The sequence below is a fragment of the Paraburkholderia sp. BR10872 genome (genome assembly GCF_040965835.1).
GTDB classification, from domain to species: Bacteria; Pseudomonadota; Gammaproteobacteria; order Burkholderiales; family Burkholderiaceae; genus Paraburkholderia; species Paraburkholderia nodosa_A.
In genome coordinates this window covers 61048-86944 of sequence record NZ_JBFRCN010000040.1, presented here as the reverse complement: position 1 = coordinate 86944, position 25897 = coordinate 61048, and the positions used below count along the sequence as shown (strand labels likewise).

General features: G+C 57.7%; 21 protein-coding genes and 1 pseudogene. 3 read left to right on the top strand and 19 right to left on the bottom strand.

The genetic code is table 11. The annotated features are described in order from the left end of the window. Nucleotides 1-419: 419 nt before the first annotated feature. The 8 genes from AB4Y43_RS27385 to AB4Y43_RS27350 all read right to left on the bottom strand — a co-directional run bounded on the left by AB4Y43_RS27385 (nt 420) and on the right by AB4Y43_RS27350 (nt 10372). Complete coding sequence (locus AB4Y43_RS27385; protein ID WP_368729228.1) at nt 420-1418, bottom strand: RDD family protein; 999 nt, start codon at nt 1416-1418, stop codon at nt 420-422. A gap of 790 nt (nt 1419-2208) precedes the next feature. Further along, a complete protein-coding gene (locus AB4Y43_RS27380; RefSeq protein ID WP_342950147.1) occupies nt 2209-2715 on the bottom strand; it encodes a hypothetical protein in 507 nt (168 codons plus the stop codon). Between the two features lie 301 nt (nt 2716-3016). Beyond that, nucleotides 3017-3763 carry a hypothetical protein gene (locus AB4Y43_RS27375; protein ID WP_368729227.1) on the bottom strand — a complete coding sequence of 249 codons (747 nt, stop codon included), beginning with the start codon at nt 3761-3763 and terminating at the stop codon, nt 3017-3019. 324 nt (nt 3764-4087) lie between these two features. Continuing rightward, nucleotides 4088-4678: a hypothetical protein gene (locus AB4Y43_RS27370; protein WP_342950149.1), complete on the bottom strand. Its 591-nt coding sequence runs from the start codon at nt 4676-4678 to the stop codon at nt 4088-4090. Then, nucleotides 4653-5654, bottom strand: a complete 1002-nt coding sequence (locus AB4Y43_RS27365) for a hypothetical protein (RefSeq protein WP_368690162.1) — start codon at nt 5652-5654, stop codon at nt 4653-4655. The genes AB4Y43_RS27370 and AB4Y43_RS27365 overlap by 26 nt, the downstream gene beginning before the upstream one ends. Beyond that, nucleotides 5632-8343 (bottom strand): type VI secretion system Vgr family protein, encoded by a 2712-nt coding sequence (locus tag AB4Y43_RS27360; RefSeq protein WP_368729226.1) that lies wholly within the window; start codon nt 8341-8343, stop codon nt 5632-5634. The genes AB4Y43_RS27365 and AB4Y43_RS27360 overlap by 23 nt, the downstream gene beginning before the upstream one ends. 1471 nt (nt 8344-9814) lie before the next feature. Then, entirely contained in the window at nt 9815-10132 is a 318-nt protein-coding gene (locus AB4Y43_RS27355) for a hypothetical protein (RefSeq protein ID WP_069262045.1), read from the bottom strand. A gap of 111 nt (nt 10133-10243) precedes the next feature. Continuing rightward, the gene (locus tag AB4Y43_RS27350) at nt 10244-10372 is read right to left on the bottom strand and encodes a hypothetical protein (RefSeq protein ID WP_256094484.1); all 129 of its coding nucleotides are present in this window, start codon (nt 10370-10372) and stop codon (nt 10244-10246) included. A gap of 442 nt (nt 10373-10814) precedes the next feature. Between AB4Y43_RS27350 and AB4Y43_RS27345 the strand changes: the two genes are divergently transcribed. Further along, a complete protein-coding gene (locus tag AB4Y43_RS27345) occupies nt 10815-11054 on the top strand; it encodes a hypothetical protein (RefSeq protein WP_069262402.1) in 240 nt (79 codons plus the stop codon). Nucleotides 11055-11370: 316 nt separating this feature from the next. On the opposite strand, the gene AB4Y43_RS27340 is transcribed toward AB4Y43_RS27345, so the two are convergent. Together AB4Y43_RS27340 and AB4Y43_RS27335 are read right to left on the bottom strand one after the other, a co-directional pair. Continuing rightward, on the bottom strand, nt 11371-11604 hold the full coding sequence (locus tag AB4Y43_RS27340; RefSeq protein ID WP_069262046.1) for a hypothetical protein: 234 nt from the start codon (nt 11602-11604) through the stop codon (nt 11371-11373). A 278-nt stretch (nt 11605-11882) separates the two neighbouring features. Beyond that, nucleotides 11883-12080 (bottom strand): response regulator, encoded by a 198-nt coding sequence (locus AB4Y43_RS27335; RefSeq protein ID WP_368729225.1) that lies wholly within the window; start codon nt 12078-12080, stop codon nt 11883-11885. Between the two features lie 199 nt (nt 12081-12279). On the opposite strand from AB4Y43_RS27335, the gene AB4Y43_RS27330 reads away from it, so the two are divergent. Beyond that, entirely contained in the window at nt 12280-13407 is a 1128-nt protein-coding gene (locus AB4Y43_RS27330) for an ATP-binding protein (protein WP_368729224.1), read from the top strand. Nucleotides 13408-13671: 264 nt separating this feature from the next. Here AB4Y43_RS27330 and AB4Y43_RS27325 read toward each other — a convergent pair. The 8 genes and pseudogenes from AB4Y43_RS27325 to AB4Y43_RS27290 form a co-directional block, all read right to left on the bottom strand. Next, nucleotides 13672-14028 (bottom strand): annotated as a pseudogene (locus tag AB4Y43_RS27325) (transposase); the annotation flags it as partial. A 111-nt stretch (nt 14029-14139) separates the two neighbouring features. After that, nucleotides 14140-14958 (bottom strand): MipA/OmpV family protein, encoded by an 819-nt coding sequence (locus tag AB4Y43_RS27320; RefSeq protein WP_368729223.1) that lies wholly within the window; start codon nt 14956-14958, stop codon nt 14140-14142. Between the two features lie 1865 nt (nt 14959-16823). Next, nucleotides 16824-18179, bottom strand: coding sequence for a sensor histidine kinase (locus AB4Y43_RS27315; protein ID WP_368729222.1), 1356 nt, complete (start codon nt 18177-18179; stop codon nt 16824-16826). A gap of 279 nt (nt 18180-18458) precedes the next feature. Next, entirely contained in the window at nt 18459-19139 is a 681-nt protein-coding gene (locus AB4Y43_RS27310) for a response regulator transcription factor (protein WP_342950154.1), read from the bottom strand. Nucleotides 19140-19706: 567 nt separating this feature from the next. Further along, nucleotides 19707-20252, bottom strand: coding sequence for a methyltransferase (locus AB4Y43_RS27305; protein WP_368617807.1), 546 nt, complete (start codon nt 20250-20252; stop codon nt 19707-19709). 9 nt (nt 20253-20261) lie between these two features. Next, nucleotides 20262-22064, bottom strand: coding sequence for a CocE/NonD family hydrolase (locus tag AB4Y43_RS27300; protein WP_368729221.1), 1803 nt, complete (start codon nt 22062-22064; stop codon nt 20262-20264). Between the two features lie 108 nt (nt 22065-22172). After that, nucleotides 22173-23138 (bottom strand): SDR family oxidoreductase, encoded by a 966-nt coding sequence (locus AB4Y43_RS27295; RefSeq protein ID WP_368729220.1) that lies wholly within the window; start codon nt 23136-23138, stop codon nt 22173-22175. A 22-nt stretch (nt 23139-23160) separates the two neighbouring features. Beyond that, the gene (locus AB4Y43_RS27290; RefSeq protein ID WP_368729219.1) at nt 23161-24072 is read right to left on the bottom strand and encodes an SDR family oxidoreductase; all 912 of its coding nucleotides are present in this window, start codon (nt 24070-24072) and stop codon (nt 23161-23163) included. Between the two features lie 102 nt (nt 24073-24174). Here AB4Y43_RS27290 and AB4Y43_RS27285 point away from each other — a divergent pair, with 102 nt between their 5' ends. Beyond that, a complete protein-coding gene (locus AB4Y43_RS27285) occupies nt 24175-25134 on the top strand; it encodes an AraC family transcriptional regulator (protein WP_368729218.1) in 960 nt (319 codons plus the stop codon). Between the two features lie 87 nt (nt 25135-25221). Here AB4Y43_RS27285 and AB4Y43_RS27280 read toward each other — a convergent pair whose 3' ends face one another. Next, nucleotides 25222-25779 (bottom strand): succinylglutamate desuccinylase/aspartoacylase family protein, encoded by a 558-nt coding sequence (locus AB4Y43_RS27280; protein WP_368729217.1) that lies wholly within the window; start codon nt 25777-25779, stop codon nt 25222-25224. Nucleotides 25780-25897 lie beyond the last annotated feature (118 nt).

Sequence of the window (25897 nt, the reverse complement as noted above, 5' to 3'; positions counted from 1 at the left end):
TGAACGCCGCTGAGTGCGTGCGTCGGGTTCGTTTCGTCATTTCCTCGGTTCCTTTGCCTGCATTATCGCTGGCTCAGGCCCCGGCCGTTCCACTTATCCCGCTGTCTGATTTTGCGCGGCCACCTCTGTCCCTGGCCGGAGAGTCTCACGTGGAGTGCGGGCGATTGTCTCGCGCACGCACCGTCATGCAAAAGGCATAGGTCGACCCGATGCCGACACTCACTAGATTGATGGCTCGCGGGCTGCATACCAACTAGAGCAGCCACAGATCACATCCTCGCGGTGCGGCAGTTCCACGACCAAGTGTCCCATTACGTTGGGGGGGCAATAATTGGTCGCGTTTTGCATATGAGGCGCCGGCCCGAGGAGACTTTCTCCAGTGAGCCGTGGGGTCTGCGCGAATGGCGAAAGCGTCCCGCTCAGGGGCGAGGATGCAGCTTTATCCGGGCCGCCCATTCGTGACCCGGCCAGTTCTGTACGGTTTGCCACCGCCACCTGGCAATACCCAGCTCTGCACTACGGACCATGACCACCGTAACGGCGTCCTGATTGGCTAGCGCAGGCGCCACGGCAAACGCGGCACGGACTATCTCAATGGCCTCTGCCTCCGTTTGCAACGCCGGTGTGGTCACAGCCGCAGTGATAATCGTCTGGGTGGTGGATGACGAGGTGGCTCCCACCCGATGCATGTCCGACACAGAGCTTTGCCGCACACCCGGAACGTCTGCGACCGCCCGCTGAATTTCCTGCAAGCCGGAAAGTGCCACATCAAACCGGTGCCGCAAAACGGCGCTGCCCACCACCACCAGCGAACCGATAACACCCATCGCAATCCAGTGAGTGCGCCGCACCGGCGCATTCGGACTGGCGTGTGCATCAACACGCACTACGGCTGTGGAGAACGCCATGTCGTGCAACGACCGGCGGCTTGGCTTGTTAAAGACCAGCAGATAAACAAGTACCATTTCCCATAGAAAGACCACCGTTGAATTGGCAATCGCCAGCAACGACGTTCCTTGTCGCATCGCGGGCGTGTCCACGAAACCCATGCCGCCGAGAACAACCGGCACCGCGATGATCGAATATCGCAGCCATGCCTGAATCGGAGTGAGCGGCACCAGGCCATCCGGCGTAATGCTCGTCACCTTAATTTTCAGCAGGTGTTTGCCGAGTGACTGACACCGACCGCTCGTGCCTTCCATGGATATGAAATACAGCGAGCCGAGCGCGAATCCGATCAACCTGGCCCACTCGCCAATACGAGCCAGCCACTCGAAGCTGACCGCAATCACCGCCATTCCGATAAGACCGAGAACGATACCGTCGATTGCGAACGCAGCGGTTCTCCGCCAAAAACCGGCTGGCGCCGCATAGTCGGCGTGGAGTGCGATTACTTCGTTGTGGGTCTCTTCAACCATTGTTTGATTTGAATTTGATTACGGAAAGTTCGTCGTCAGCATGCCGCTGCTTGTATTTCCTAGCGAGCGGACCCACTATCGCCCGATAGGTCATCATCTCACCGGGCACGCTGGACAGCCCGCCGTCACCTGGACATACAGCGATCACACCAGTTCTACGGCAACCGAGCGTGAAACTTAAGAAATCGACCGAACGACTGTTCTCAGAGCGTCTCTCGCGTTGGAATGTCCGGTCGGCGTGTCATGGCCGTTCGCGGCTAATTGATGATGTTTTCGCGTGTCGACGCTGGGTCTTTCGGCTCCCAGTACCCACCGCTACCATGATACGTTTCCGCGTGCAGCCAAAAAGATTCGTTGCAATGCATGCAGCGAAAATGGTACTTGACATGGTCGCCCCACTTGGCTCCCTCTGCGAGGTCGGCAAACGAAACGGAGAGCCGAGGAGTGTCGGGATTTACTTCACCGAGCGTTCCGTCCGCGATGTTCTCCGCGGCGATTTGTATCGCTTTGCGTAGCTCACGAGGATGTCTGATTGCATACCGAACGCAAAGGTCCTTACATTGTGCGCATGCCACACAAGACTCCGTCAGGTTTTCGCTGCGAGTTGCAGAAAGATCGGCTGGTATCGGCGAGTGCGGCGAACAGGATTGTCCACGATCAGGGCGGCGGTGTCGAACGGCCGTTTATGGCCGCCCCCCGCCGCACAGGTGGAATTTCTCGCGCCACGGAACAGTACAACGCCGATCGATGATGATCATGGGTAGGCCTCTCGGCCGCGCAAAGAAGGGGCTCACGGGTGCGCCTCCACGCTCACCTGATTAAGGACGACCCCCCACCGGCCCGTGGTCTCGGTCACACGCAGCGTGCCGGTACCCGGCTGCTGAGGCAGGTGCCAGTGCGGGCCGCATACCGTAAGCCGGGCTTGCAAGGCATTGTCGTAGAAGGCTACACCGTAACCACAATTTTTCCAGCCGCTGGTCACCGCGTAGGGTACCAGCGCGATGCGGACCTGTGTGGCTGTCTGGCGCGCCAGCAGGTCGAATGACAGGCCAGCAATCAACCAACCCGAAATCGCGCCGAACGCGATGCTCCCTAGCAGGCGGCTCAGGGGGCCGTCCCCTCTGCGCCACGGCATATCGCGCAATAGGGGAACGGCGGCGACACCACCTGCGAGGCCGCCAGTGATCTGCAGGACGCGCACTATCCGGTATGGCGCGCCGTAGGCGTTGCGTGTGAGCAGCGCCAAGACCAACAGGAGGATCAGCGGACCCAAGCCGACCGCCAGGGTTCCGAGCATGGGCCTCCACGCGCGGCGGGGGGCAGACAGTACGACGGGACGGCGCACCCAGGGCATAGTCGTTAAACGATATATTTTCCAGACGAGGCATACAATCGGACCAGTCCGAAGCAGAGGACTCCAGAAAACTCTCACCTTTATTCAGAGCCTGCAGGGAAAATTGTTGACGATTTCGGTATCAATGTCGAGTGACTGAAACTGGCCGCACTGCACCCTACGACCGGGCACGCCGCTCGCCCGCGACCCAAGCCTGACGCAACAGGCACAACCGATCCGAAGCGGACGGCGCAGCTTCCCCAAATCACCCGCTGTGACGCTGTAGGCGGCGATTATTCAACGCTTCAAGATACGAGCCGGGTATTGGTTGCATCTCGCCTTCCGGTCCTATCACGTGAATCTGCGGATCATTGACGGCAACTTGCAGCCCCGGCGGCAAGGCAAAGAATTTGATCAAATCGGGCCTATCTACGCCCAATTGATAGAGCGAAATTCTGATGAATTGCGCGGGATTCTGAGAACCGTCTTCATCATTCAATTCTGTGAGCGACCAGCCAGAATCTGTTTCATGAGCAGGATCGCGAGTCAGCAGCACGCGACATGCGCTCTTGTATCCGGCGTGCACAACTGCACTTTGCCGTAGCAACGGAAAGTCAGGTTGCAGATCCATGGCGACGCTTTCGACCACGTCTTTCTGATTGCGCAGGTGCATCAGCGTGTTGTTGACGGAGTCGATGAACTTGATCGGAATCTCCTTCATATCGGGTTCCGTGATGCGCAGAGTGTCGGCCGCCCCTGCATCGAGCATCGTTAGCATCCAGCCGATTTGTAGAGTCTCGCCCACGCGGAATCGCTCGCCATCTGCGACACGCTGCTCAAGGAAGCGTAGCAGCCAACTGATGTCCTGAGCGGGGATTGCATCGTTTGCGACCTGGATCTGGAATTCCGGGTGCGCAAACCGCTTGCAATCGACGGTTCTATGAATAGAACAGGTCTGCTGCTGCGCAGCTTGTTTCGAGCCGGTCGATTGAAATAGTGAGCGAAAAAGCATAGTTCACATTCTTGGTTGGCGACGATTGTCGCCGATCTTGGTCACGATGTCGAAGGTCCGCTGTTGGCCGCACTGCGTCCCACGACCGGGCACGCCGCTCGCCCCCGGTCCACGTCTCATGGAACAGGCATAACCGACCCATAGGGGACCCGCAGCCCTCTCAACAACGGCCACTCGGCAATCACCAGGTGGATATTGGACTGCGCCAAAGTCGCTTAAGCCCACGAAACACACACTGGTGCCAGCTTGCAGCATTTGAGTCCGTGTCCGGAGACACTTCATCGGCTACTCGACCCAAAGATGGCGTCCGTCTCACAGCAAAAATCACTGGGTCGCCTCTATAAACTGGCCGCCCTGGTATTTGTAGAAGCGCGAAACATCACTCTTGTCTCCATAAACGTCCCAGCGTACCTGGATGCCTACTGGTGCCTCTTTCCACGAAATTGCCAAATATTCCGACTTTTGATTGGAATCACTTGCCAATTCGAGATCTTTGAGACAACTCTGTACCTGCAAGGCAAAGCGCGGCACCGCAGAACTCCCGTGCAATTCCAGTGCGTAGAGAGTTCCTTCCTCACCCGCACCGCAGTACCCCGAGGGATTGGTACTAGACGACTGATTTACAACGACGAGAATGTATTCCTTCCCGTCTATCAAGCGCGAGTGGTCGGCCGGAAAGCCAATGCTCGAAGACTTCTTAAGGGCTCGACTGAGAGCAGTTGGCACTTGAATGGGCAATATCTTGTGCTTCCCGGCGTCGACCGTAAAAAGGCGGTTCTCTTTCTGTTGCACCAAACGACCACCTTCAAGGTCAATTTGCGCGGGTGGAGGAACTTTCGCAAGTGCGCTGGCGCTACCTACACCTAACGCCACCAGAAAGGTAAATTGTTTAATTCCCGGCAATGTGATCCGCATAGCAAATCCCAGAGTAGAGCCAGACGTGATCTTTATCACGCCCAGCCTTCATTTTCCTGTAAGTTTCTTTGTCGCGTTCGTGCAATTGATCGGAAGTCTGCCCAGCGTTTGCCGAGTTTGACATGTCCCAACCAATGTTTGAGGTGGACGGGTCGCACATGATGTCACCACTGCGGTCCCATGCCTGCGTTTGAGGGTTCCATTCGTAATACTTGCTGCCGTTCCACAACCCGAAAGTCTCGCGTGATAACTGCTCCTGAGTGTACGGATGCGCCTTGAGGAGCACTTTTGCCTTTGCTTGCTTGTCCTGGAACAACGTCACGCCGACCTTAACGTTTTCCTTCCAGTTCCAGACTTGTTCGTAGTTTGGCGCCGGATTAGTCATCTGTGTTAGCCCATAGCCGGAATCGCCCGCGACCACAGGTTCATTGTCAGCGTTAATGAAGTGCTTGAAATGACTCTCCTGATCGATGACCTTGTCGAAACCGATGGTGTCGGGAAGTGTCGACACGAAGGCCACCACGTCTTCTTTGGTGGGATTCTTTCCTAAGACGAACACAGTGCGCCGGAACTCCGAGCCACCCGCCGTGACCTCGACGGACAACTTACCTCCAACGATCTTGTTGTCGAGATTTGCCTGCCATGACTTGTCGTTGCTCGTGAAGGTGCCATTAGCAGTAAATGTCTTTAACTTCTTTCCGCGCTTCGCGCTTTCGCGTAGACCGCTAACCTGCGCATCCCACGCAATGGTCCATTTCCATTGATAGGGCGGAGAGGCATCCGTCTTGATCTCAAAAAAAATCGATGGGAATTTCGGTATCGCGTCGATATAGAACTTATCGCCTGTCGCCGGACGAACCCATTCGCCCGCATCGTTCTGAATCACGACCTTGACAAGCGATTTGTCGTTCGCAGATGTTGTCGATGCATGCTTCACGTGTCGGATGTGATGCTTATGCTTCTTCGGTTGAGTCATTATCGTCCACCAGCTTATAGATGGTTAGAGAAAGGCTCTCTGGCTCGTCCGTATAAACATGCTGAGTCAGTCCTTCACCGTCGCTGTACCCGGACCATTTCTTACCGGATTCACTCTCAATCTCGTAACGTGTGTGCGGCAGCGGAGTGGTCTCATCATCGTCGAGCAAACGGAATTGCTCGTGGTAGCGAGACGCCGCACCAGAATTTGGCAATCCGGGCAGCACGTACCCTTGAGCGGTGGGGCCGCTGAATGAATGCTGGCCGCCCTTGATGTCAATCTTGCCGGGTGCGTGAATCTCGATGTTTCCATCCTTGATGCGGATATACGCACCTCCAGATGTCAACAGGATTTCCTGCTTTGCCGCCGCCTCAATGTTATCCGTTACTGAGAGCAGCTTTACAGCTTTTTGAGCAGTGAGTTCGATGTTGTCCGAGTGCGCCTGGACTTCCACCATGCCCTTCGCAGCAAAGAGCTTCATCCCCGCACTCTGCACAAAGAGGCTCAGCCTCTCCGAAACACTTGCAATCAGCGATTTTCCGGTTGCGATATGCGTGCTCTGGCCGCTGACGATATTGGTCTGGGCATCACTCGCGATATGAACAGACTTCTGCGTGGACAGCGCGATGCCTGCCGGGCTACCGAACAGCATGACTGGTCCCTTGAATGCGTTGGCGTTGCCTGTTCCACCGCCCGCCGTTTTTCCGCCCGATGATGAACCGGATACGCTGTTCTGCGTCGCGTCCGTGAACATTTTGAGTGAATCGTAGCCGTCGTTCAGGCTTCCTGCCTGATGTGCCGTGCTGGCGCCTGACATCGCCTCCAGCACGCTTTTCGAATTCACAAGCTGCGAAGTGGAGTCGCGAGCATCGAGCGGCTGGCTGGCCGCGGGGTGGGTGGTGACATAAAGGCCTTGACCCGCGCGCACTGCTCCAAATGCGTCAGACTTCAGGTCAAAGCCGCTGCCCAGGTAACTCCCTCTCGTGTTGCCGGACTGGTCGATGAGGTAACCCAGTTGTAGCTGGGCATTCGTGCTCGACGAGTAAAGTTGAAGCCGGTTCTGGCCCGTCGAGTCGTCAAGCACCATCTGGTTATAGCCGCTGCCCTGATATTCCTTCGATTTGTAGCCGGAGAGTAAGCCGTTGGAATGCCAGTGCGGTTGCGTCTGGCCGTTGTAGACCTTCCCTGTAACCACGGGCCTGTCACAATCGCCGTCAACCCAGTTGATCAGGACTTCTTCGCCGACCCGTGGCACATGCACGCTGCCGTATCCAGCGCCCGTATCGGACATGGCAACCCGCACCCAGCACGACGCTCGATCGTCGCCGTCGTTGAGCCGGTCCCAGTGGAATCGCACCTTGATACGGTTCAACGAGTCGGTGTAGACCTCTTCGCTTGCCGGGCCGACCGCGATCGCCGTTTGCAGATGCATCGCTGGTTTGCGGTGCTCAAGCGGACTGCGGTAGGGCACGATCCTGCGTTGGGCTTCAAACTCAACGAGAAAGAATCCTTCGCTGCCGTCAGCATAAGTGACTTTAAGGCTTTCCTCGGCAGCATAGTCCGTCCGTATCTTCGCCATTTCGCCCTTGAGGCTATGGGGATAGTCTGCGGTCCGACTCGAAACGGGCAGATTGTTTTCGATAAACCACGTGGTTCCGATTGCGGCGAACTGCCGGTTCTGCGCACTGTCGATGGCGTGCCACGGATGATTATCCAGCTCAAACCAGTGGCCCGCATCCATGCGACGCACGCCGCCTGTACCCACAAAGCGCTTGGCGCGGGATTCCCACTCTTCCATGCGGATCTTCGATAGCGCATCGCCTCTAACCTGGTCGCTATAGGTATAGGCTCCGGTGTATTCATACACTTCGGTCTGCTGCGGCAGGTCACCCTGGTTAGGAAGCGTGGAAACGTTCGTGCCCTTCGGATTGGCAGGCGAGGCGGGGCTCTTGTAATCAAAGGTGCGGGTGGTCAGCATTGAGCTTTGCAGCGTGCGCGTGCAGGACCACTGCGCCAATGCATCCGCCTCTCTGCTGATGCCCGCCCGGTAAAACTCAACCGTTTGCGGTGAGAGCGCCGGAAGGTGGTAAATATCGTCTACGACCACGAGCGTGTGCGACTTGCCATCGCTCGCCTGCTCGAAATAGCCGAACAGGCCTTCGCCCTCCATGACGCGATGAACGAAATTCCAGTCGTCTTCATACTGTATGCAAAATGAGCGAGCAGGAAGGGGCTTGCTGAATGCAAAGCGAAAAGCACCTTGAGCCTGCGGATGCATGTTGAAGACATCTGTGAGGATCGCGTCGGCCGGCTTGTCCTGCCAGATTCGTGCATCCTTGCGAAAGCGCAGGAAGTGCATCCATGACGCAAAGGCGATCTGGTAGTTGGTCAACCCGCCGTCCGAGCCGAGCCGGCGTGCGGTGTGTACGTAACCGTGATGAGGCAGGTAGGACTTGTCGCTCTGCTGGATCCACAGCGCTACCGGCTGCGCAATCAGCTTCTTGAGTTCGATGGCGTCGGAGGGCGAAACAACATCGGCCGTGAATTCAAAATGACGGCCAATGCGTGAATAACCCAGGACCCGCTGAGGCAGTAGCAGGTCACTGCCAAGCGGATTATCCAGTTTCAGCAGGCGGTCGCTTTGTAGCAGCCCACCGGTCAACGCCCCGATTAAGTCCCGCGCACCCATACTGCCTCTTCGTGTTGTTCACTGCGCTTAATATGCTCGAGCGGGATTTTACGGGATGCCAGAAAGGTCGGCTAGAAACAATATTCAATAAAATCAGTCCTTGAGACGCATTTCCAATAATTTATATGCGCACCGCATATAGGAAATAATTTTACCAAAGAGTCACCGTTTAGGTGGTAAATCCGGCGACTGCCGGCTCAATGCCTCGGTAAAAATTACTGGGGCCCGCATTGCTAGTCATCCACGCAGCGCCGCTAACGGTCCGTTCTTCGCCAGCGGGAGCCGATCCTACGCTTCGGCTCGACGGATTGCCGCGATTAGTGAACCGGCGGGAATCGTAGAATTGGCGAAAAATCGATCTTCCACAGGACGAGCTCGAACAACTGACCAAAGTTGTCCAAAGACAAGGTCGCGAGGATGGCAACGCCATCCGAATCTAGAAATGCCATCTGGCAAAGGTCATCGCCGAGACGGCGCTCCCCTTATTCTGCGAATCGAACCGAATGCTACCCATTCCGCCATCGCTCAGATCTTCGACCAGGCAGTTCGAGAGCAAATCTCGGAACGAGTTTTCCTGCGAGACCTCATGAAGCATATGCTCAATGAGCGCTCGTTCATCGGGGCCAAGAGCTCTCAGATTCATCGTGGTGGACTGTTGTTGCCAACGCGGCCGACAGCGAAAATTGTTGAAGATCTACGCGCGGATGTCGACTGACCGTTCATGGCGGCGGATTCAACCGGTCGATGCAACACACTACAACCTGCGTGAGCAGCGGAGGTGTTGCAAATGAAACAGCGACCGAGGATCTGGGTGCTGGGGACGAGTTTCCGCACGGGAGAGATGCTATCCGTCTCACCATTTGGAAGCTGCCGACGACGGATTTGATGCTTGAATTGAAGCATGAAGACCGAGAGGTTCCGATTCGTCTCATGCTAACGCTTGCCCCGGCCGAGGGACGGACTACATAGATGGCGGTATCTCCGAATGTCCGCTTTGCGCTTTGCCGAAGGTCCGTTGTGGGTCGCACCCAGCCGCTCGCGAAGCGATGACGTGCTGCCGTTCGATGCAAGACGCATCAGGCAGTAGCCGGGCCAGTAGGCGTCACTCGCAACCATTGTTAGGCGGACGTGTGGATGTCGGCTTCGCGTCCGACAACCGCCATTGACCGCGAGGATGAAAGCTTGCTTCGGCGGGCGCGACACGAACGGCAGGCAATGGCGAGGGCCGGGACAGCTTCTGAGTCCCGTAACCGATCTGCTCAACGGGGCGCGTCACGGAAACAATTGAAAAGGTCCTGGCCGCCACAGCCGTAAGATCTGCCTTTGCACATGCTTATCCCGAGAACCACACGCCATGCCGGCCCACATCATTGCTGCGGCTGCGGTTGGAAAGGCTGAGTGCCATGTGTCGTCCTTCGCTCACGCCTTTGATGGACCGATTTAACCGCTCAACCTGCGCGGAGCGCTCGCTCTAGTGCCGATCGCCTTTCATGCTTTCGGCTTCCATCGCGGCATGCAATTCCTCATACGCCTCAATTGGTTCCATGTCCTGATCGACGAACGCGGCTGCGCGCTCTGCGGCGGTCGACGCGTCGCCCGAGATATCGCTCTGGCTGTCGTCGTCGGTACTTGGCGGCAGCAGCATGTCCTCAAGCATCCCGCGCAGTTCGGGAGTATTCCATGGCTTGCCCAGCTTGGCCTTCCTGTTCACGTAGTGACGGATTTCCGAATCTTGCTCGGCCGTGAGCGGAAGCCCGCGAAAAGTGGGGTCTGCGTTGTGATGGATCATGATGCGCCCCCCGAAGCGGTTTGCGCTTTCAACGCGCAGATGTCAGCGTTGAACGTTACAAGTTACGTGTGTCCACTGGACCACCTGTCCGCGGCCCAGCGATTACGTCCTTTACTTGGCGACAACTTCGTTCGCAGCCGGCGAATGAACCGTGCTGAACGGCTTTGCCGGCACTGACGGCTTCCTGGGCTGCTTGGGCTTTTTCGCTTCGCGAGTGCTGCGTAATTGACTCTTGGCCATGGTATTGCTCCTGGTGCGTTACGTGACAAGTTGGCATTCCCAGCATACGCGCCTAGCTTGGTCCCGGCGTGAAAATCAACTGATGTGGAGTGTCGCCACGCGGAAAGCTGACAGAGTTGGCCGGTTGGGAGTGGCAGCTACAGGAGAAATGTGAAATTCCCTTTCGGGTCGCGCGCTGCCGATGGGTCCCTCGTGAGGCGTGGAAAGCATACGCTCATTGCCAAGGCAGTAACGGCCACTTGCGGAGGTTCGGCACATTCGCGTGGATCACCGACAATCGAGGCGCATTGATTGACCATATTGGTAGTTGCGGTCCTGAACGTCCCGATAAGCAGATTTTGACGAGCGTATGGTGGCGCATGCGTGACTACCTAGCCCAATAGTTGCATAAGCCGTCCAATGGTGACTCATGTTAGGCTCCGATGACGAAAGGGAGGCTTTCATGCACCGAACGATCGCGTACCGCGGCTTCGAGATTCAGGTCGAACTGACTCCGGCTGCTGATGAGGACACCTTTGACGTGACCTTTCAGATAAAAGGCGCCACAAACCTCGAAGTGCTCGGCGCGCGGGGAGGCCGCATCCCGTTGCGCAATGGCCCTTTTACTGAGCGATGGGCCTATCTGGTAGCCGAAATCGCCGGTCAAGCTGCAATCGACGTGTTACTCGGTCCCGTGGACTGATTCCATATTTGTTTCCCGACCCAATGCACTCAGCGCTCGTGATGTTGATGTTGAGTACGGTCATTAGTCGAGCATCAGGTCCGTAAGCAGCAAAAGCGGTTGTCAGGAGCACAGCGAGACACCGATGATACTCAGCGGGCGATTCATGCATCGTTTCATTTTATGTGCGCCTCTGTCCGTGTAGACCGGATTCAGACAGAGCTATTCCTGGGCCCCGTCTTGCGCATCAGCACCGAATATCGACTCGATAGTCTCCAGCAGTTTGACGCATGCGCCGCGAATTGGCCATTCGAGAACGCCTCGTCCTCAGTAAGCGCTAGTAATCGGCTGGCGTCTCCACCAGTTTCCCGATCAGGCGCAGAAGTTCGCTATGCTCCGGCCCTTCGCCATCTCGAACAAGGAAGTCGCCAATTGAGATGTCTGACGGCCGGCCACCTGACGAGAGGTTGGGCTCATGTCGGACGAAAACCCGGCCAGAATCGTATTCGTGGACGAGCGACCAACGGTCACCGTTCGCGCTCCGATAAAGCTCTCGCGCCTTTTGAGTCATGGCCCTCTCCTGTTCGCGGCTAAGCATACGGCAGCCGGGACGTCGCTGACAGGGTGTCAACGTGGTTTTATACAAAGGTGTCAGAAGTTCTCCCCGGTGGCCGACGATTACAAGGTCGACCACAACACCGGTCTAGTGAGCGAGCGTCTCAAGCAGGCGCAACAGAGGGCCTGGCGCGGCGCCTTTCTGGCAGTATGCATCGAAGCCCGCACCGACGCCCGACCGACGCGTGGTAGGTTCATCCAAGGCAGTAAAAGCTACAATGCTCGTTTGCCGCGTCAGATCTTCCGCGCGCAGGCGTCGCCAACCGCGTACCCGTCCATCTCAGGCATGTTGATGTCCAACAACGCGATTTGGGGGATCCACGACCTGACGGTTTCCAGTGCGGCCAGACCATCAAGCACAAATCGAACCTCGTATCCTGCCTCCGTGAGCGAGGCGGAAACGGCCTCGGCACCGGGACCGTAATCATCCACGACCAGAACGCGACGCACGCAGTCGTCGGGGGGGGAGGTTGCGCACTGTCCAGCGCGCGGTTTCAAGTTGCGACGGCATTCAAAGCGGGCATGGTTGATGCATTGAGCTCAATAGGGTCGACAACGTGACCATTGAGCTGGCCGCGTCGCCTCTAATGCCATAGAGGAAATAGCAACTCGCGTACCCAATGGAGGTCAAATGAGCCTGACGGACTTCATTGAAACCGATCTGGAGGGACTGATAGACGACTGGGCCACATACGCCCTTGCGATCAGCCATGAGGGCACTCACCTGTCCGAGAGCCAGTTACGTGATTCAGCCGCCCAAATCCTAGCAGGCATTGCGGCCGATATGCGCAGCATGCAAAGTGCGGCGCAGCAGGAAGCCAAGTCGCGTCATAGTGGAGGCAGCTCGGAATCCGGGTTCGATCAAGTGGCTTATCTGCACGCGGAAGAGCGCCTTGCACACGGATTCGGGATCAACGACGTGGTGGCGGAGTTCCGTGCGCTGCGCGCCACAGTGCTGCGCCGCTGGCAGATAAATTCGCCCGGCGGTGCCGAGGCTTTTCAGGAAATGATCCGGTTCAATGAGGCCATTGATCAGATGCTCAGCGAATCGGTACGGCGGTATGCGCAACAGACGAGGCGCATTGGGGACCTTTTTGCCGGCGTGCTTGCACACGACCTGCGCTCACCCCTTGGCGCGATCCTGAACTCAGCGCAACTTCTGCTGCATGACAACGAATTGTCTCCAACCAGTCTGAGAGCTGCGGCGAACGTACAACGCAGCTCAATGCGCATGAAAGAGATGATTGACGACCTTCTCGTTTTCACACGCGGCAGGCTGGGTGGCATGTTGCCGGTCAGTATCTCTCCACAGGATATGGGGCGCATCTGCAGCGATGCGGTGGATGAGGTGCGCGCCTCCTACCCCAACGCAGTCATTCGGCCGCGTTTCGCAGGCGACCTGCGAGGCACGTGGGATGGAACCCGTATCGGGCAACTGGTCGTCAACCTGCTGGTGAACGGCGTGCGCTATGGATCGGGCGAGGTGGCCGTCGAAGCTGCCGGTCACGATGGACACGTGACTGTCGTTGTCTCGAACGAAGGCAATCCGATACCGGAAAGCGCCCTGCCTACGCTGTTTGATCCGATGACAAGGGCGAGCCTTCACAATCGGGAGGGGACTGCTGCAGGCATGGGCCTTGGCCTCTACATCTGCAGGCGCATTGCCACAGCGCATGACGGAACTATCGGTGTTGAATCGACCGAGCACGGGACAAGCTTCACCGTCTGTATCCCGAGGTCGCCAGCGGTTTCCGGTTGATCTATTTATCGCTGGCCGCTCGGGAACAGCTCGGTGGTGACCGCTCCTTATGCGAAAGCCGCCATCGTTGTGACGCGAGTTCGGACGGCCGTTGTGGGTCGAGGCTGTGTGGAAACGCGAAACACGGAGTCCGCGGGCGCATATTCCATGCTGCCTTCTCGCAACCCATCGGTAGACCAGGAATGCTGGCGTAATTTCGATGCCTCGCTGCAGACCACGCCAGCTTATACGAGGAACCTTGGGTGCTTCACGCACCCACCAGCCTCATGGTATCGCTATTACGCGCTTGAGGTTGTATGCCAGCACATGCAGGCTCATTTCGGTACTCACATTGGCAAACCGGCGAGTCAGGAAGTGCGTGTAGCCCATCCAGTGTTTGAACGTCCCAAACACGTGCTCAACAGTCCGCCTTCGCGTTGTCATCGCATTCGGCATTCTGTCCAGTCTTCGCTGCGCGGCTTCTAGTACCGACTCGTGTTCCCAGCGCGTAATCCGCCGGCAATCGCTTGGCGTACATCGCGGCTTCATTGTGCAACCAATGCATGCACTGCTCCAATAGCGGCGCAGATACATGCCATGTTCCAGACCAGTAAAGCGGTAAATTGCGCGTTGCCCGGCCGGGACTCCCATGATCTCCTCGCGCCGTTCGAAAGAAGCAGCCGAAGTTTCCCTCGGAAATAAATTGCGACTGGTTGCAATGGCGAGCGCGGCGGTTTGTTTCGTCGGATATGCTCATTTGAATTGGTATAGGTAGCCGATCTTGAACGTTGGAATGTACCGTCTTCCCACGATCGGGCTGTCAGTAATACCACTGCTGAGGTGTGATACGCCTACATCGAAACTTACCATTTGATGGGACGTGAAACTGTAGTTGACCTGCGTGCCGATCGACGAGTTGTAGGCGGCCTTACCTGCGTATTCGGGGCGTCCCACCCGGACCTCGGACGGTCGCACGCCATAATAGTAATTGACGTATTTGCTGCTCAGCCAATCGAAGCCCGCGTGCGGTTCTATCGACCAGTGCCCGAGGTCGAACGACTTACTGTATTGAAGGTCGACCATCTGCCCCTTGTTGCCCCCAAGCAGATAGTCAGCTGACAGTGTACCGAACGCGGTTTTCCATGCGAGTGCCGGACCGTACCAGAATGTACCGTTTCGATCCTCCATTCCATTAAGGATCGGCGCGTCGGAACCCTTGTAGCCACCGAAGACGTCGAACTTGCCGCGCAGCGTGAAGGTCACGTTGCTCCACTTACCGACCTTAAAATCGACATTGGTGCCGAAGGCGTGCAGCCATTTGTTATCGAAGGAAATCAGCGGTATCGGTGCGACGCGAGTACTGTCTCCCCTATAGGGCGACGACTCGATTCCTACTGCGGCACCCAGACCCCAATGTGTCACGTTCGTCGCGTTGCTGAGTACGGTGAAGCCGCTGTCTTCCGCTTCGGGTGGCTCCGCGCTGACACCATTTGCCCACGCCGCGCCTGAAGACAGAAAGGCTGATGCGATAGCCAACAGCAACAGTCGTTTACGCAAGATCGTTTTTCTCATTGTCATTCCTCAAGTGGATTGCCAAGACGGAAGCGACTGTAGGACGGGCCGACTTACTCATCACTTACTAGACGAAAGATGTTGACTGCGCGAGCAGGCGCTCCGGTCAGAACACGGAAGCCGAGTGATAGAACGACCAATGAAAAGTGCGAACGTGGATTTGCCGGACCCCTGGGGAGGAGGCGATAAAAAAGGCGATGAGAAAGATAGAAACGCCAACGATGGTCATCGCTTTGCGGCAGTTAACTTGAATCCGCCCCGCACGAGGAATCGATATTTAAGCGTGGTGCTGTAGTCCGGCCGTTCCATTCGCTACACAAGAGCCGCGGGGTGCTTGGCGTACCCCGCGACATAACGCTCTGCCGACCCGCGTGCGAGTGGTTCGTTTTGATCCACAGCGGGTACGAGCTTGATTGGCCCGTACACTGGCAACCGGCCAGTCGGAATCGACGTCAGGATTGCCGGTGTCGTCACGATGCGCGACGGCGCCTGCTTCACGCCGCGCAATAGCTCAAGCGGCCGGAGTCCTGCCGTGTTCCGTGCCATGCGCAATCTGCAAAGCACCGTTTCCAATTGCGAAAGACGTCCTCGGTGAAAATGCGAAAAAAAACGGGTAATAAGGCGCGTTCTGCGATCCGTATCGGCCGCTAGCATTTCCGGTAACGGGTATACAGAAGGCAGACAATGTGTCTCGTGGCCAGCCGTAATTCCGGAAAAATGAAAAACCATCCAAGCAGTGTCTCAAGCTGGCCAGCGTTATCTGTACGTGATCGCCCGGAATGGTATTTGCCAGTGCACCCGGGCCACGACTGACTTCGTAACCAATTCGTAGGCAAGAATGAACAGGAGCCGCTGAACGGCAGTCCGTTTTATCGTCTCGTTCCTATTGCCTTGCGCGGGCGATGAAGATTCGTGACCCGGCACGGTAAAGATCGTGTGTCGGCCTTTCCTGTATACGTGCGAGTCAGTCTGTACAGCGCCTTCCATGCAACTCCAAATGCAGCTGAACGAGCCAGGCACAACGACAGTCATCCGGGACGTAGACCGCGTGGTCGGCTTCATTTTCCGGCCCGACCTTCCTCGCACGAACTGCGGCATCGAAAGCGCGTCTGGCGCCCCATCTGAACATCGCCATGATGACCAGAGTGACGGCAGCAGTGCATGCCTGCCACCACCAGTCCGGCATACCGTCACCAAGGAGGTCAGATATCGCCGCAAATCCGAAGCACGGGACCATGGCAATACTTGTCGATATCGAGAGAAGCGCAACATTCGCACGTATCGTCGTCAGGGTGCTGCCTTTCATGGATTGAAGCTTAGGGAGTAGTTGACGCGCATTGTTGCCAGGAATCGCTTACCGGATACTTACCGATCAGTCAACGTAAGTGGCCTCCTTTGGTAACTTCGACAGGCGGTGGGATGCCCGTTGTCCGCAGGCGTATTCGAGCATCCATCGCATCATTCCAGCGCGCCTCTTGTTTGGACGACCGGACCGGCGTGAGCGAATACTCGTCAAGCATCACTTGAGCAAGTTGCGACGCCGAGCCAAGCAGATCAGCGCGGCAACCGGTGAAGCATTTTTCCTGCTCTCGATGTCGGCCACTGCCCAATGCGGTCGGCAGAAACTGGCTCGACTCGGACGGTTGCCCTGGTCACCCGCCATAACAGCCTCGAATGTGCCGAATGCCACGCGGTCATCTCCGCACCACTCGTCTAGTGCTGAGCGCCAGCAACGATGCCTGAAAGCAGCGAAAATGCGATTGCCAAAAAGGCGGGGAAAAAACGCAATCTTGAAACTGTTCGAATCCGCGTTTTACCTGGCGCCATTACCCCGCACCGTTACGCCGGTTTCCAGCGGAATTCGCTCATAACCAAACGGTGAATCGGGTCCCAATCGAAAGAGAGCGCACTGTCAACCGCCAGTCATGCGCCAGCGCAATTTCCTTGCATATTGCCAGCCCCAAACCAGCGCCATCATGACTTGCATCGGGGGCACGCCAAAACCGCTCGAACAGAAACGGAAGATAGTCCACCCGTATGCCTGGACCCTCATCACATATCTCGATCGATACCCCGTTGATCGTTACCAACACAGTGCCATTGGCTGGCGACGCATTGATCGCATTTTCGACAACGTTCTTGATGAGGATAAACAACGCGCTTTTGTCGGCGCGGATTGTCGGTAGCGAGTCAAACTCCTCGATACGCAGCCTCACCTGCTTGCCATCAGCCTTGCGGGCCAGGTACGCGACGACATCCTGCGCAGCATTGGCCGTGCTAACTTCGGCGAATTCGAAATTCTGTGTCTCGCTGACTTCGGCAAGATGCAAAAGTTGTCGAACCTGCCGCGACATCAGGTCGATCTCGCGGAATAAAAGGTCCTTTTGCCTGATCTCCGGCTGCAGCTCGATCTGTCCGCGGATCAATGTCAGCGGCGTTTGGAGCTCATGCGCCGCCGCTGCAAGAAATTGCTGCTGGACCTTGAAGCCATTCTCCAGTCGGTCAAGCGCCTTGTTAAATGCGTTGATCAACGGCTTGATCTCGGTCGGAATGCCATTGGCCGAAAGGCGAGTTTTCAGATTTTGAGGCGCTATCTGCGCCGCCGCTTCAGATACATCCCGCAGAGGTTTGAGCACCCGGCCGATGGTAAGGGGCAGTGTCAGGCCAAAAATCACGACCGCAACGAAGAAAATGACCCTGACCGTGGCTGGAATCGGCCTGACCTTTGAACTGACCAGCGTTTCGATGAAACGTGTGCTGGTTGCGGTCTGAACATAGAACACAGATTGTCCCCGCAGCACCTCCTGCGTGGCGACGGAGAACCGCCTTCCATTGATATCCAGGTGGACTGTTTTGCCGACGGCTCGAGAAAGGTCATCGGTCAGCCAGGGGCCATCCTTTTCTGCTCCTGTTGAGGCCAGCTGGACGTGACCCTGGCCGTCCAGCACACGGTATTTGAGCTCGGTAGGCACGACCTCAAACAGCCACGCTTCATTGTCAGGAAGGTCTACAGAACGGGGATGGCCCGCTTTATCGAATCTAATTCCATTCATTACCCTATGGACGTTCTCCGCCATCTCGTGTCGCCCCAGCGTTTGCTCCGGATAGTGATCGAACACATAGATAACCACGCCAGCGAGCGCAGTCAAGCTGAGTGCAAGTGCGACTATCGTCGTTACCCACAGCCGCGCTGACAGACTGCGGATCCAGTGATTGAGCATGAAGCCCCCATTTAGAACGGCTATGCAATGCCGCGAGACGGATTGCAGACGGAATGTTTACATCGTGGGTTCCGAGGGCGATGTGACGCAGTCGACCTTTCGGTTCACGTGTGTGCGCTTGCCGCTGGCGTCCGGATGGAAAACATAACCCCCTTCGCGTATCACTCTTGCGAACGCAAATCAGCGCACCGGTTCTCGTGAGGCCGCGACCAGCGCGAAGCTGACATCGTCGATGTTTCCAGTCCGCACCAAAGCGTCAATGACAGCCAGCGACCGGCGTCACCCGGAGAGTTTCTCGAGGGCAAATCCCGCACCGCGATGATTCACCAGCCGTGTCCTTGCATTGATCGAGGCAAGCTTCTTGCGCAACCGGTGCACGGTCACTTCCAGCGCATTTGGTGTTACGGCATCGCCCAGGCCCCATGCGGCATGCTCCAGTGCCGAGTGCCGAACCGTTCGCCCGGCAGCGTCGATCAGACAAAGCATGATCTGCAGTTCGGCGGGCGCGAGCGTGACCGACAGATCACCGCAGGACATCTCGCGTTGCCGCGGATCCACTGTAACGTCCGCGAATGACGCGTCAAGCGCTCTCAGCACCACTGGCCGGCGCATGAGGGTACGCACCCGCGCAACCAGCTCGCTCATAGCGAATGGTTTGGTCACGTAGTCGTCCGCGCCACTCTCAAGACCGTCCACCCGATCGTGCAAGGCATCGCGCGCGGTCAGTATCAGGCATGGCGTCATCTGACCTGCAGCACGCAGTGCACTCAGGAAGGACAGTCCGTCGCCGTCCGGTAGGCCTCGATCGAGAATCATCACCGAGTAGTCGGCCTTGCGCAGGCCAAAGGTCGCCTCGGAGATGTTGCGAAACTGGTCGACCTCGATTCCCACGCCGGCAAGGGCCTGTCGCACCATATCGGCAAGACGTTCGGAGTCTTCAACGATTGCAACTCGCGACATGAAATGAACTCACTTGAACTGATTGTTCGGCCGAATCTGGTTTCCGGGGTGAATCACTTACTACTCGCGGAGATGACGCTGCCAACTGACGATGCAGCGGCGCCCAGAAAATCTGGGCTGTTGTTGCATTGACCAGGCGTTGAAGCGAGCGTTCAATGACACAGGCCCCGTGATTCGCACTGGTCGCCTTAGGGCAGCAACAGCAGATTTTCCGTATCGGCGTGGCTAGTGGCCACTTCTGCTTCCCCCGCCGCCCGGGAGAGAGTGCAGCCAAAGAGGAACATTTGTCGAACAGGCAAAGGTTTCGCTCACGGAACGTCAGTGTCCAAGGCGGGAGTGACTCTACAGCAACACGACTTACCGGTTCCTTACCGGTTCGAAAATGGTTGCCAACGACGCGTTATCGTGGCGGCTCAGTTGCTGTGTCGCCTGGATGAATGACGTGTCGATCCGTGACTGACAAGTTGAAGTCGCGCAGTAAGAAGAAGATGCCTGTGTTTTTCAGTATCCCCGTGGCCTTGAACGTGCATCTCAGACCCGAGCGCTGACGTCGCCGTCTTTGACCGTTCAATGACGACCAGGCCAAATGTAGAGGGCGACGGTCCCGCGTAATCCGCTCCGGCGAACGGCCGACACCCGGCGCTGCCGGAAGAGAAATGTGTTGGAAACGATGAAGGTTCCTGGCTTGAGAGCCTTGTCGAGAAAATCGCCCAGCTTCGCCATAACGCTCGGCATTAGATAACAGACGATTGCATCGGACTTGTCGAGATCGCTATGAAAGAAATTCCCCCATTTCAGCGACACGTTAGGCAAGTGGTGTGTTCTCAGGCGCGATACGAGATAAGGGAATAACGATATCTCCACGCCCTGAACGGACGCCTCGGGGAATGCTCGCGCCAACGCAATGACGGGCGCGCCCCACCCGCTTCCAAGATCGACGATCAACGCGTGCTTTGGCAGCCGCGCATGCTTGAGCAATGCGACAATGTCGTCCACTTCCGATCTTCTTGATGAAAGCGTCGGCACGCCTGTCAACGCGGTGGAAATCAAAAGGGATGCACCGACGAGCAGGGTCAGGAAAACGGCAAAATATGGAATGAATGAGGCCGCCACGATATTGACTCAGCTGCGAGGCGGGATGTGAGGCAACAACAGGTACGATGCATGTTTGCTACCTGTCACGACAGTGTCCGTTCCACCGTATAGTGCGGGATCGCGATTGGGATGAGCGGCGAAGAACAGCCCGGAATGGCTGTAGTCCGGAAGATCGTAGTCTTTCGCGTGCACGGTGGACGCACCGGGCCCATAGCCGAAGTCCTTCCCCTGGATCGTCAGGGCCACGCGGTACCCCTTGGGAATTACGATGCTCGTCGGCTCCGTGAACTCCACGTCGACCGGATACAATTGGCCAGGAGTCATCGGCGCGGCAGCAAGGTGCGGATGAACCGGCTGCCAGGCAGTGGATTTCGCCAAGTCTACAGCACGGTGCGAGACCCGCAGATAGCCAAGATCGAGCGGTACGTTCGGATCGCTGTTTCCCATGAAAGTGACATCACGGCCGTCGGGATCGAGGAGCCGAACTGCCGCAAAAATGTCCATATCTGCCGTTGAGGAACTGACCCACAGCCGCAAAGCGATTGGACCAGTGAACTCCGTTTCGTTCGTAAATGGCGCGGTCGTAAATGTCAGCCCTTCACCTAACGCCGGCCAGGATTTCGCAGCTGGCGCCGCGGCTTCGAGCGCCGGATCCATCGTCCGGCTCGCTGCGTCCAGGTAGTAGGGCTCCCAGTTCGTATCAGGCAATGGCCACGCCGTCTCGTTTCGCCATGTCGTGCCGTCTGGGCGCCTGACCTGCACGGCGACACGCGGCTCCTGGTCCCAGCCGTTGTCGATGCCTTTCAGGAAATGATCGAAGAAGCGCTTTTGCAGCGCCAGCGCCTCGTCCGAATAGAAGGGCGTCAAGTGGTCGCCGGTCTGGATGCGCAGCCACTTCTGGTTGCTGTCCGCCGCAAGATAACCTCGAGTGCTCCAGTCGGTCCAGTTGGCGACGTCGAGCAACGGCACCGTGATGCGGCGCCCGTCCGGTGTGCGCTCGTGATACCAGGCGTCGTCGAACGGATGTCTGGCGAAGGCTCCGACGGGATCGATGCGGTTGTCCTTCAGACGCTCCTGCGAAAGCGGTAAGCCGGTGTCCTTGCCTCCCCTGATGGAATCGACCAGCGGTGTCCCGGCATTACCGTTCTGGTTAGGCACGACCTGATGTTCCCACCAGAACTCCCACGCCACGTTGAGGATGCCGCCGTAGTAAGCGATCTCGCGATATTGATCGAAGGCGCCTTCCCAGGGAAGGATCGCGGCGAGGCCTTCGGGCTTTAGAGCGGCGACCTGATACTGGTTGATTGCCTGGTACGATGTACCGAGCAGACCGACCTTGCCTGTGCTCCATGGCTGATGCGCGGCCCAGGTAATCAGCGTTGCGTAGTCTCGCGTTTCGCGCGGCGAAAAAGGATCGAGAACACCTGGCGATGCGCCGGCGCCCCGCACGTCGGCGTGGATAACGACATAGCCATTCGGAATCCAGCGCTCCGGATCGGGAGCCTCGAACCGGATATATCGGCAAGACGACTTTTTGCACAGGTCCGGATACTTCGCGATGAGCTTGGTCCACGACGTCTTGTACGCGGGCGCATCGGCCATGCTGGTGTCTTTGCCATAAGGGCCCATCAGCATCAGCACCGGATAACGACCGGGCTTGTCCGGTCGATAGATGTTGATGCTCAGCTTTGCGCCATCGTTCATGGCCACAGGGACGTCATGCTCGAAGAGCATCCCCGGCACGCCGCTGTCGACACGCTCAGCCTGTGCCGACTGCGCGAACGCGATGAAAAGAGCCGCGGCTAGCGGCGCCACTCTGGTCAAACGCATCGGAACTACTCCTGGTTGTTGTGGAGCCCGTTTCGGCGGCCCGTCGTTTGCACCTACACGGCAATCAAGGGTTGGTGCCTCTATGCTGTGTCCGGAGCACGAGAGACGTTAACGACGTACGTCGCGCAAGGAAGCCATAAGGTCTGTCATCAACTGCGGATGGCGCGGCTCCCAGCCCAGTCGCTCCCGTGTGGCCTGACTGGAAACCGGGTTATCTGCGCTGACGAAGGGCGCCAGCCAACCAAAATGCTTCGCAGCATCTTCAGTTGGCAAAGGCATGACCTGGATGTCAAGATGGCGCCCAATTACCTCGGCGATGTTACGGAACGGGATGCCCTCCTCGGCCACAGCGTGATAGCGGGCTCCCGCCTCGCCGCTTTCGAGCGCGAGCCGGAATAGCAGCGAGGCGTCGAGCCGGTGCACGGCAGCCCATCTGTTGCCTCCATCCCCTGGATAGGCGGAAATCCGCTTCTTCCGTGCGATTTCGATCAACCGCGTGACGAGCCCGAGCCTGGTCTCGTCATGCACCGACGGCGGCAACCGAACGACCGTGGCGCTCACGCCGGTCCGGACGAGATCCAATGCCGCTTTTTCGGATTGCGCCCTGCGCCCGCCCACCGCACCGGCATCGGCGGAGTCAGTTTCAAGTGCCCGACGCCCCTGTGCCATCGCCATCGTCGGAAACGCGATGACTAGCGAGCCTTTTCTTGCTTCCAGTGCGTCACCGAATGTTTCGATGGCGCGCCGCTCTGCTCCCACGGCCGCAGTCGTGAATCGCTCGACGATATTCGTTGGGCGACCGCCGAACACGATGCGCGCACGAATACCGAGGCTGGCTTGCGATAGCGCGTGAAAGAAGGCGGTGTGAATGACGCCATCCGCAGTTGCCGCAGCCTGGCGCAGGACGTGGAGGTCCTCGATCGTCCCGCGGCAAGCTCGAGCCCCCAAGGCTTCCAGCGAAGCGGCGGCCTTCGCCGAGCGTACAAGTCCGGTAACGTCGTGGCCGGCGGCGACAAGACTGCGAACGGTAGCAGAGCCTATGAAGCCTGTGGCTCCCGTGATAAAAACCCGCATTCCGGGCTCCTTCGGTGTAAATTCAGTGGGAGGACGCGGCCGATCCGATGCCGAAATAATCGGATTGCGTCAGATTGGCGAGGAGGCCAGCTTGCTCAGGCGTCCAGCCCAAAAGCGCCCGCGTGCAATCACTTGTAGCAGGCGCGTCAATTGCCACGAATGGTGCAAACCATCCGAAATGCGCGGCGGCCTCCTCCGCAGAGGGTGAAACCAGCGGTAAGCCCAGGCTACGGCTTATAGCCTCAGTGATGTCCTTGAGCGCAACGCCTGTTTCGCCGATTGCATGAAAAGGTCCCGCCGGAACTTTCTCCAGGCCAAGCCGGTAGACACGGGCAGCATCGAGCCGATGCGCGGCAGGCCAGCGGTTGATCCCTTCGCCCACATAAGCCGAGACACCCTTTTCGCGAGCGATCGCGGCCAGACGCGGTACGAAACCATGGTCGCCCAGACCGTGAACCGACGGTGCCAGGCGTACCGCGGTTGCCCGAACACCGCGCACGATCGGCTCTGAAACAGCGGCCTCCGATGCCCGAGGGAAACTTTCGGAGACAGGAGGTGCAACGTCCCACTCCGTCGCGATTCGACCTGGAGCCAGTAAGGCGACACCGGATGTGACAAGAGACGGGCGGCTGGAACCTTCCAGCGTCGCGCCAATTGCCTCGATCGCACGCCGTTCAGCCAGGCTGTTCTCGGCGAACCGGGACCAGTCATGGTTAAAGGCCGTATGGATCACCGCATCCGCTTCCGAAGCACCCTCGCGCAAGCGCTCAGTGTCCTCGAGTGCACCGACGAGCGACCGTGCACCGACGGCGGCGTGCTTCTCGACGCCCCCTGCTGAGCGAACCAAACCGATGACCTCATGCCCACATTGAATCAGTTCCCGGACGACGGCGGAGCCAACCCAACCGGTCGCCTCAGTAACAAATACTCGCATCGCAAACCTCCTCTTTCGTTTCCAGGACAGGCTACGGCATTGAACCCGGACGATCTATGTTCTAAAGTACCGAATTAGCATTCAATCGTTCAGAATTTGTCTATGACGGACCCGTTATCGGATGTACTGTCGTTGCTGAAGCTGCGCAGCTATGTGTCCGGCGGCTTCGATGCGAGCGGAGATTGGGCCGTGCGATTCGGTCCACACGACGGCATCAAGTTTCACGCTGTTCTTTCGGGCCAGTGCTGGGTCTTCGTAGATGGCGAACCTGAGCCCGTGAAAGTCATTGCGGGGGAGTCCTTCATACTTGCGAGAGGGAGGCCCTTTCGAATCGCAAGCGACATGGCTGTAGAAGCAATCGATTTCCGCACGCTCCTACCGGACGTGCAGGACGGTCGTATCGTGACCTACAACAAGGGCGGCGAGTTTCTGAGCATTGGTGGCTATTTCACGCTGGCCGATGGCCAGGCAGATCTCCTGTTGAACATGCTCCCGCTTATCATCCATGTCCGGGACGAGCCGGGCCTCTCCACGTTGCGATGGTGTGTTGAGCGCATGAGGCAGGAATTGCGCGAGCGGCAACCGGGGGGAGGCATTATTGCTCAGCAGTTGGCCACAATGGTGCTGGTGCAGGCGTTGCGGCTGCAGCTTTCCAACGCGCGGAGCGATGGAGTCGGCTGGCTTTTCGCTCTCGCCGACAAGCGCATGCGCGCGGTGATCAATGCAATGCACGAGGCACCGGGCACCAAATGGACCCTGCAGACCCTGGCCGGCCAAGCGGCCATGTCACGCACCGCTTTCGCGCTCAAGTTCAAGGAACTCGTAGGGCTCTCGCCGATGGACTATCTGACGCGCTGGCGAATGACGCTCGCCGCGGACAAGCTGAGGCATTCCCGTGACTCCGTTGCCGAAATTGCGCGGGCGCTGGGGTATGAATCAGAGAATTCATTCAGCACAGCGTCCAAGCGGGTCATGAATTGCTCGCCTCGCCAATATGGGCGCAGGGCAAGCACAGGCAACGTATCGGCGAAACAGAACGAGACAGGAACGCGGGTTTTATGAGTTCCGCCGCTATTGACTGAAGCCAAGCGAAATCTGCTGCGGACCACGTGGAGCGGTAGTCCGAGATTTACCCGTGAAAACGGACACCTAACCTTTTATCGGGAGGTGTCGAAATGGGCAGGCAATGTACCCATACCCAGGGGAGAGAGCATTGACAATCGCAGCATAGGCAATGTCTATCGATTTCGGATCGTCGTGCGTTCCGCACTCGACCGTCACGCCGAACCCTCCAACTGCGCGCATGTACTCGGTCGTTCCACGGCCCTCTGAGACAGGGCCGCGCGGATATCCGTGACGTGCACGCACCTCGAGAAAGCGCGCGTAAATCTCCAGCCAGCCGTGAGTGACGATTGACGGCCCCAAAACTGCCGCGAACGAACCCTCTGCCTCCGCATGGTGGAACAGTTCCAACATGCCATCGTTGTTCTGTGGCCCAAGAAAGATAAACGGCTCGCCCTTGCTGCGAAACGAGTGGAGGTCGAGCAGGATGTCATGCCCCCGCATCAGCGAGCACAAGTGGTTGCCGATGTGGTCCTCATAGTCCACAGGAGCGCTCTTCTCGCGTAGATCGCGATTCAGGTTGCGCTCACCTTCCCGTGTCCACTGTCGAAATGCCTTCGGGTTGGCAACGGGAACGAACGTCACGCTGCCACGCCGGATGGCGAGCCGGCCACTGCGGCAATCCGCAAGCGCCGATAGCCCCAAATATTCTGTTTGACAAACACTCTTACGATATATATCTTAAGACATGTTTTAAGACACT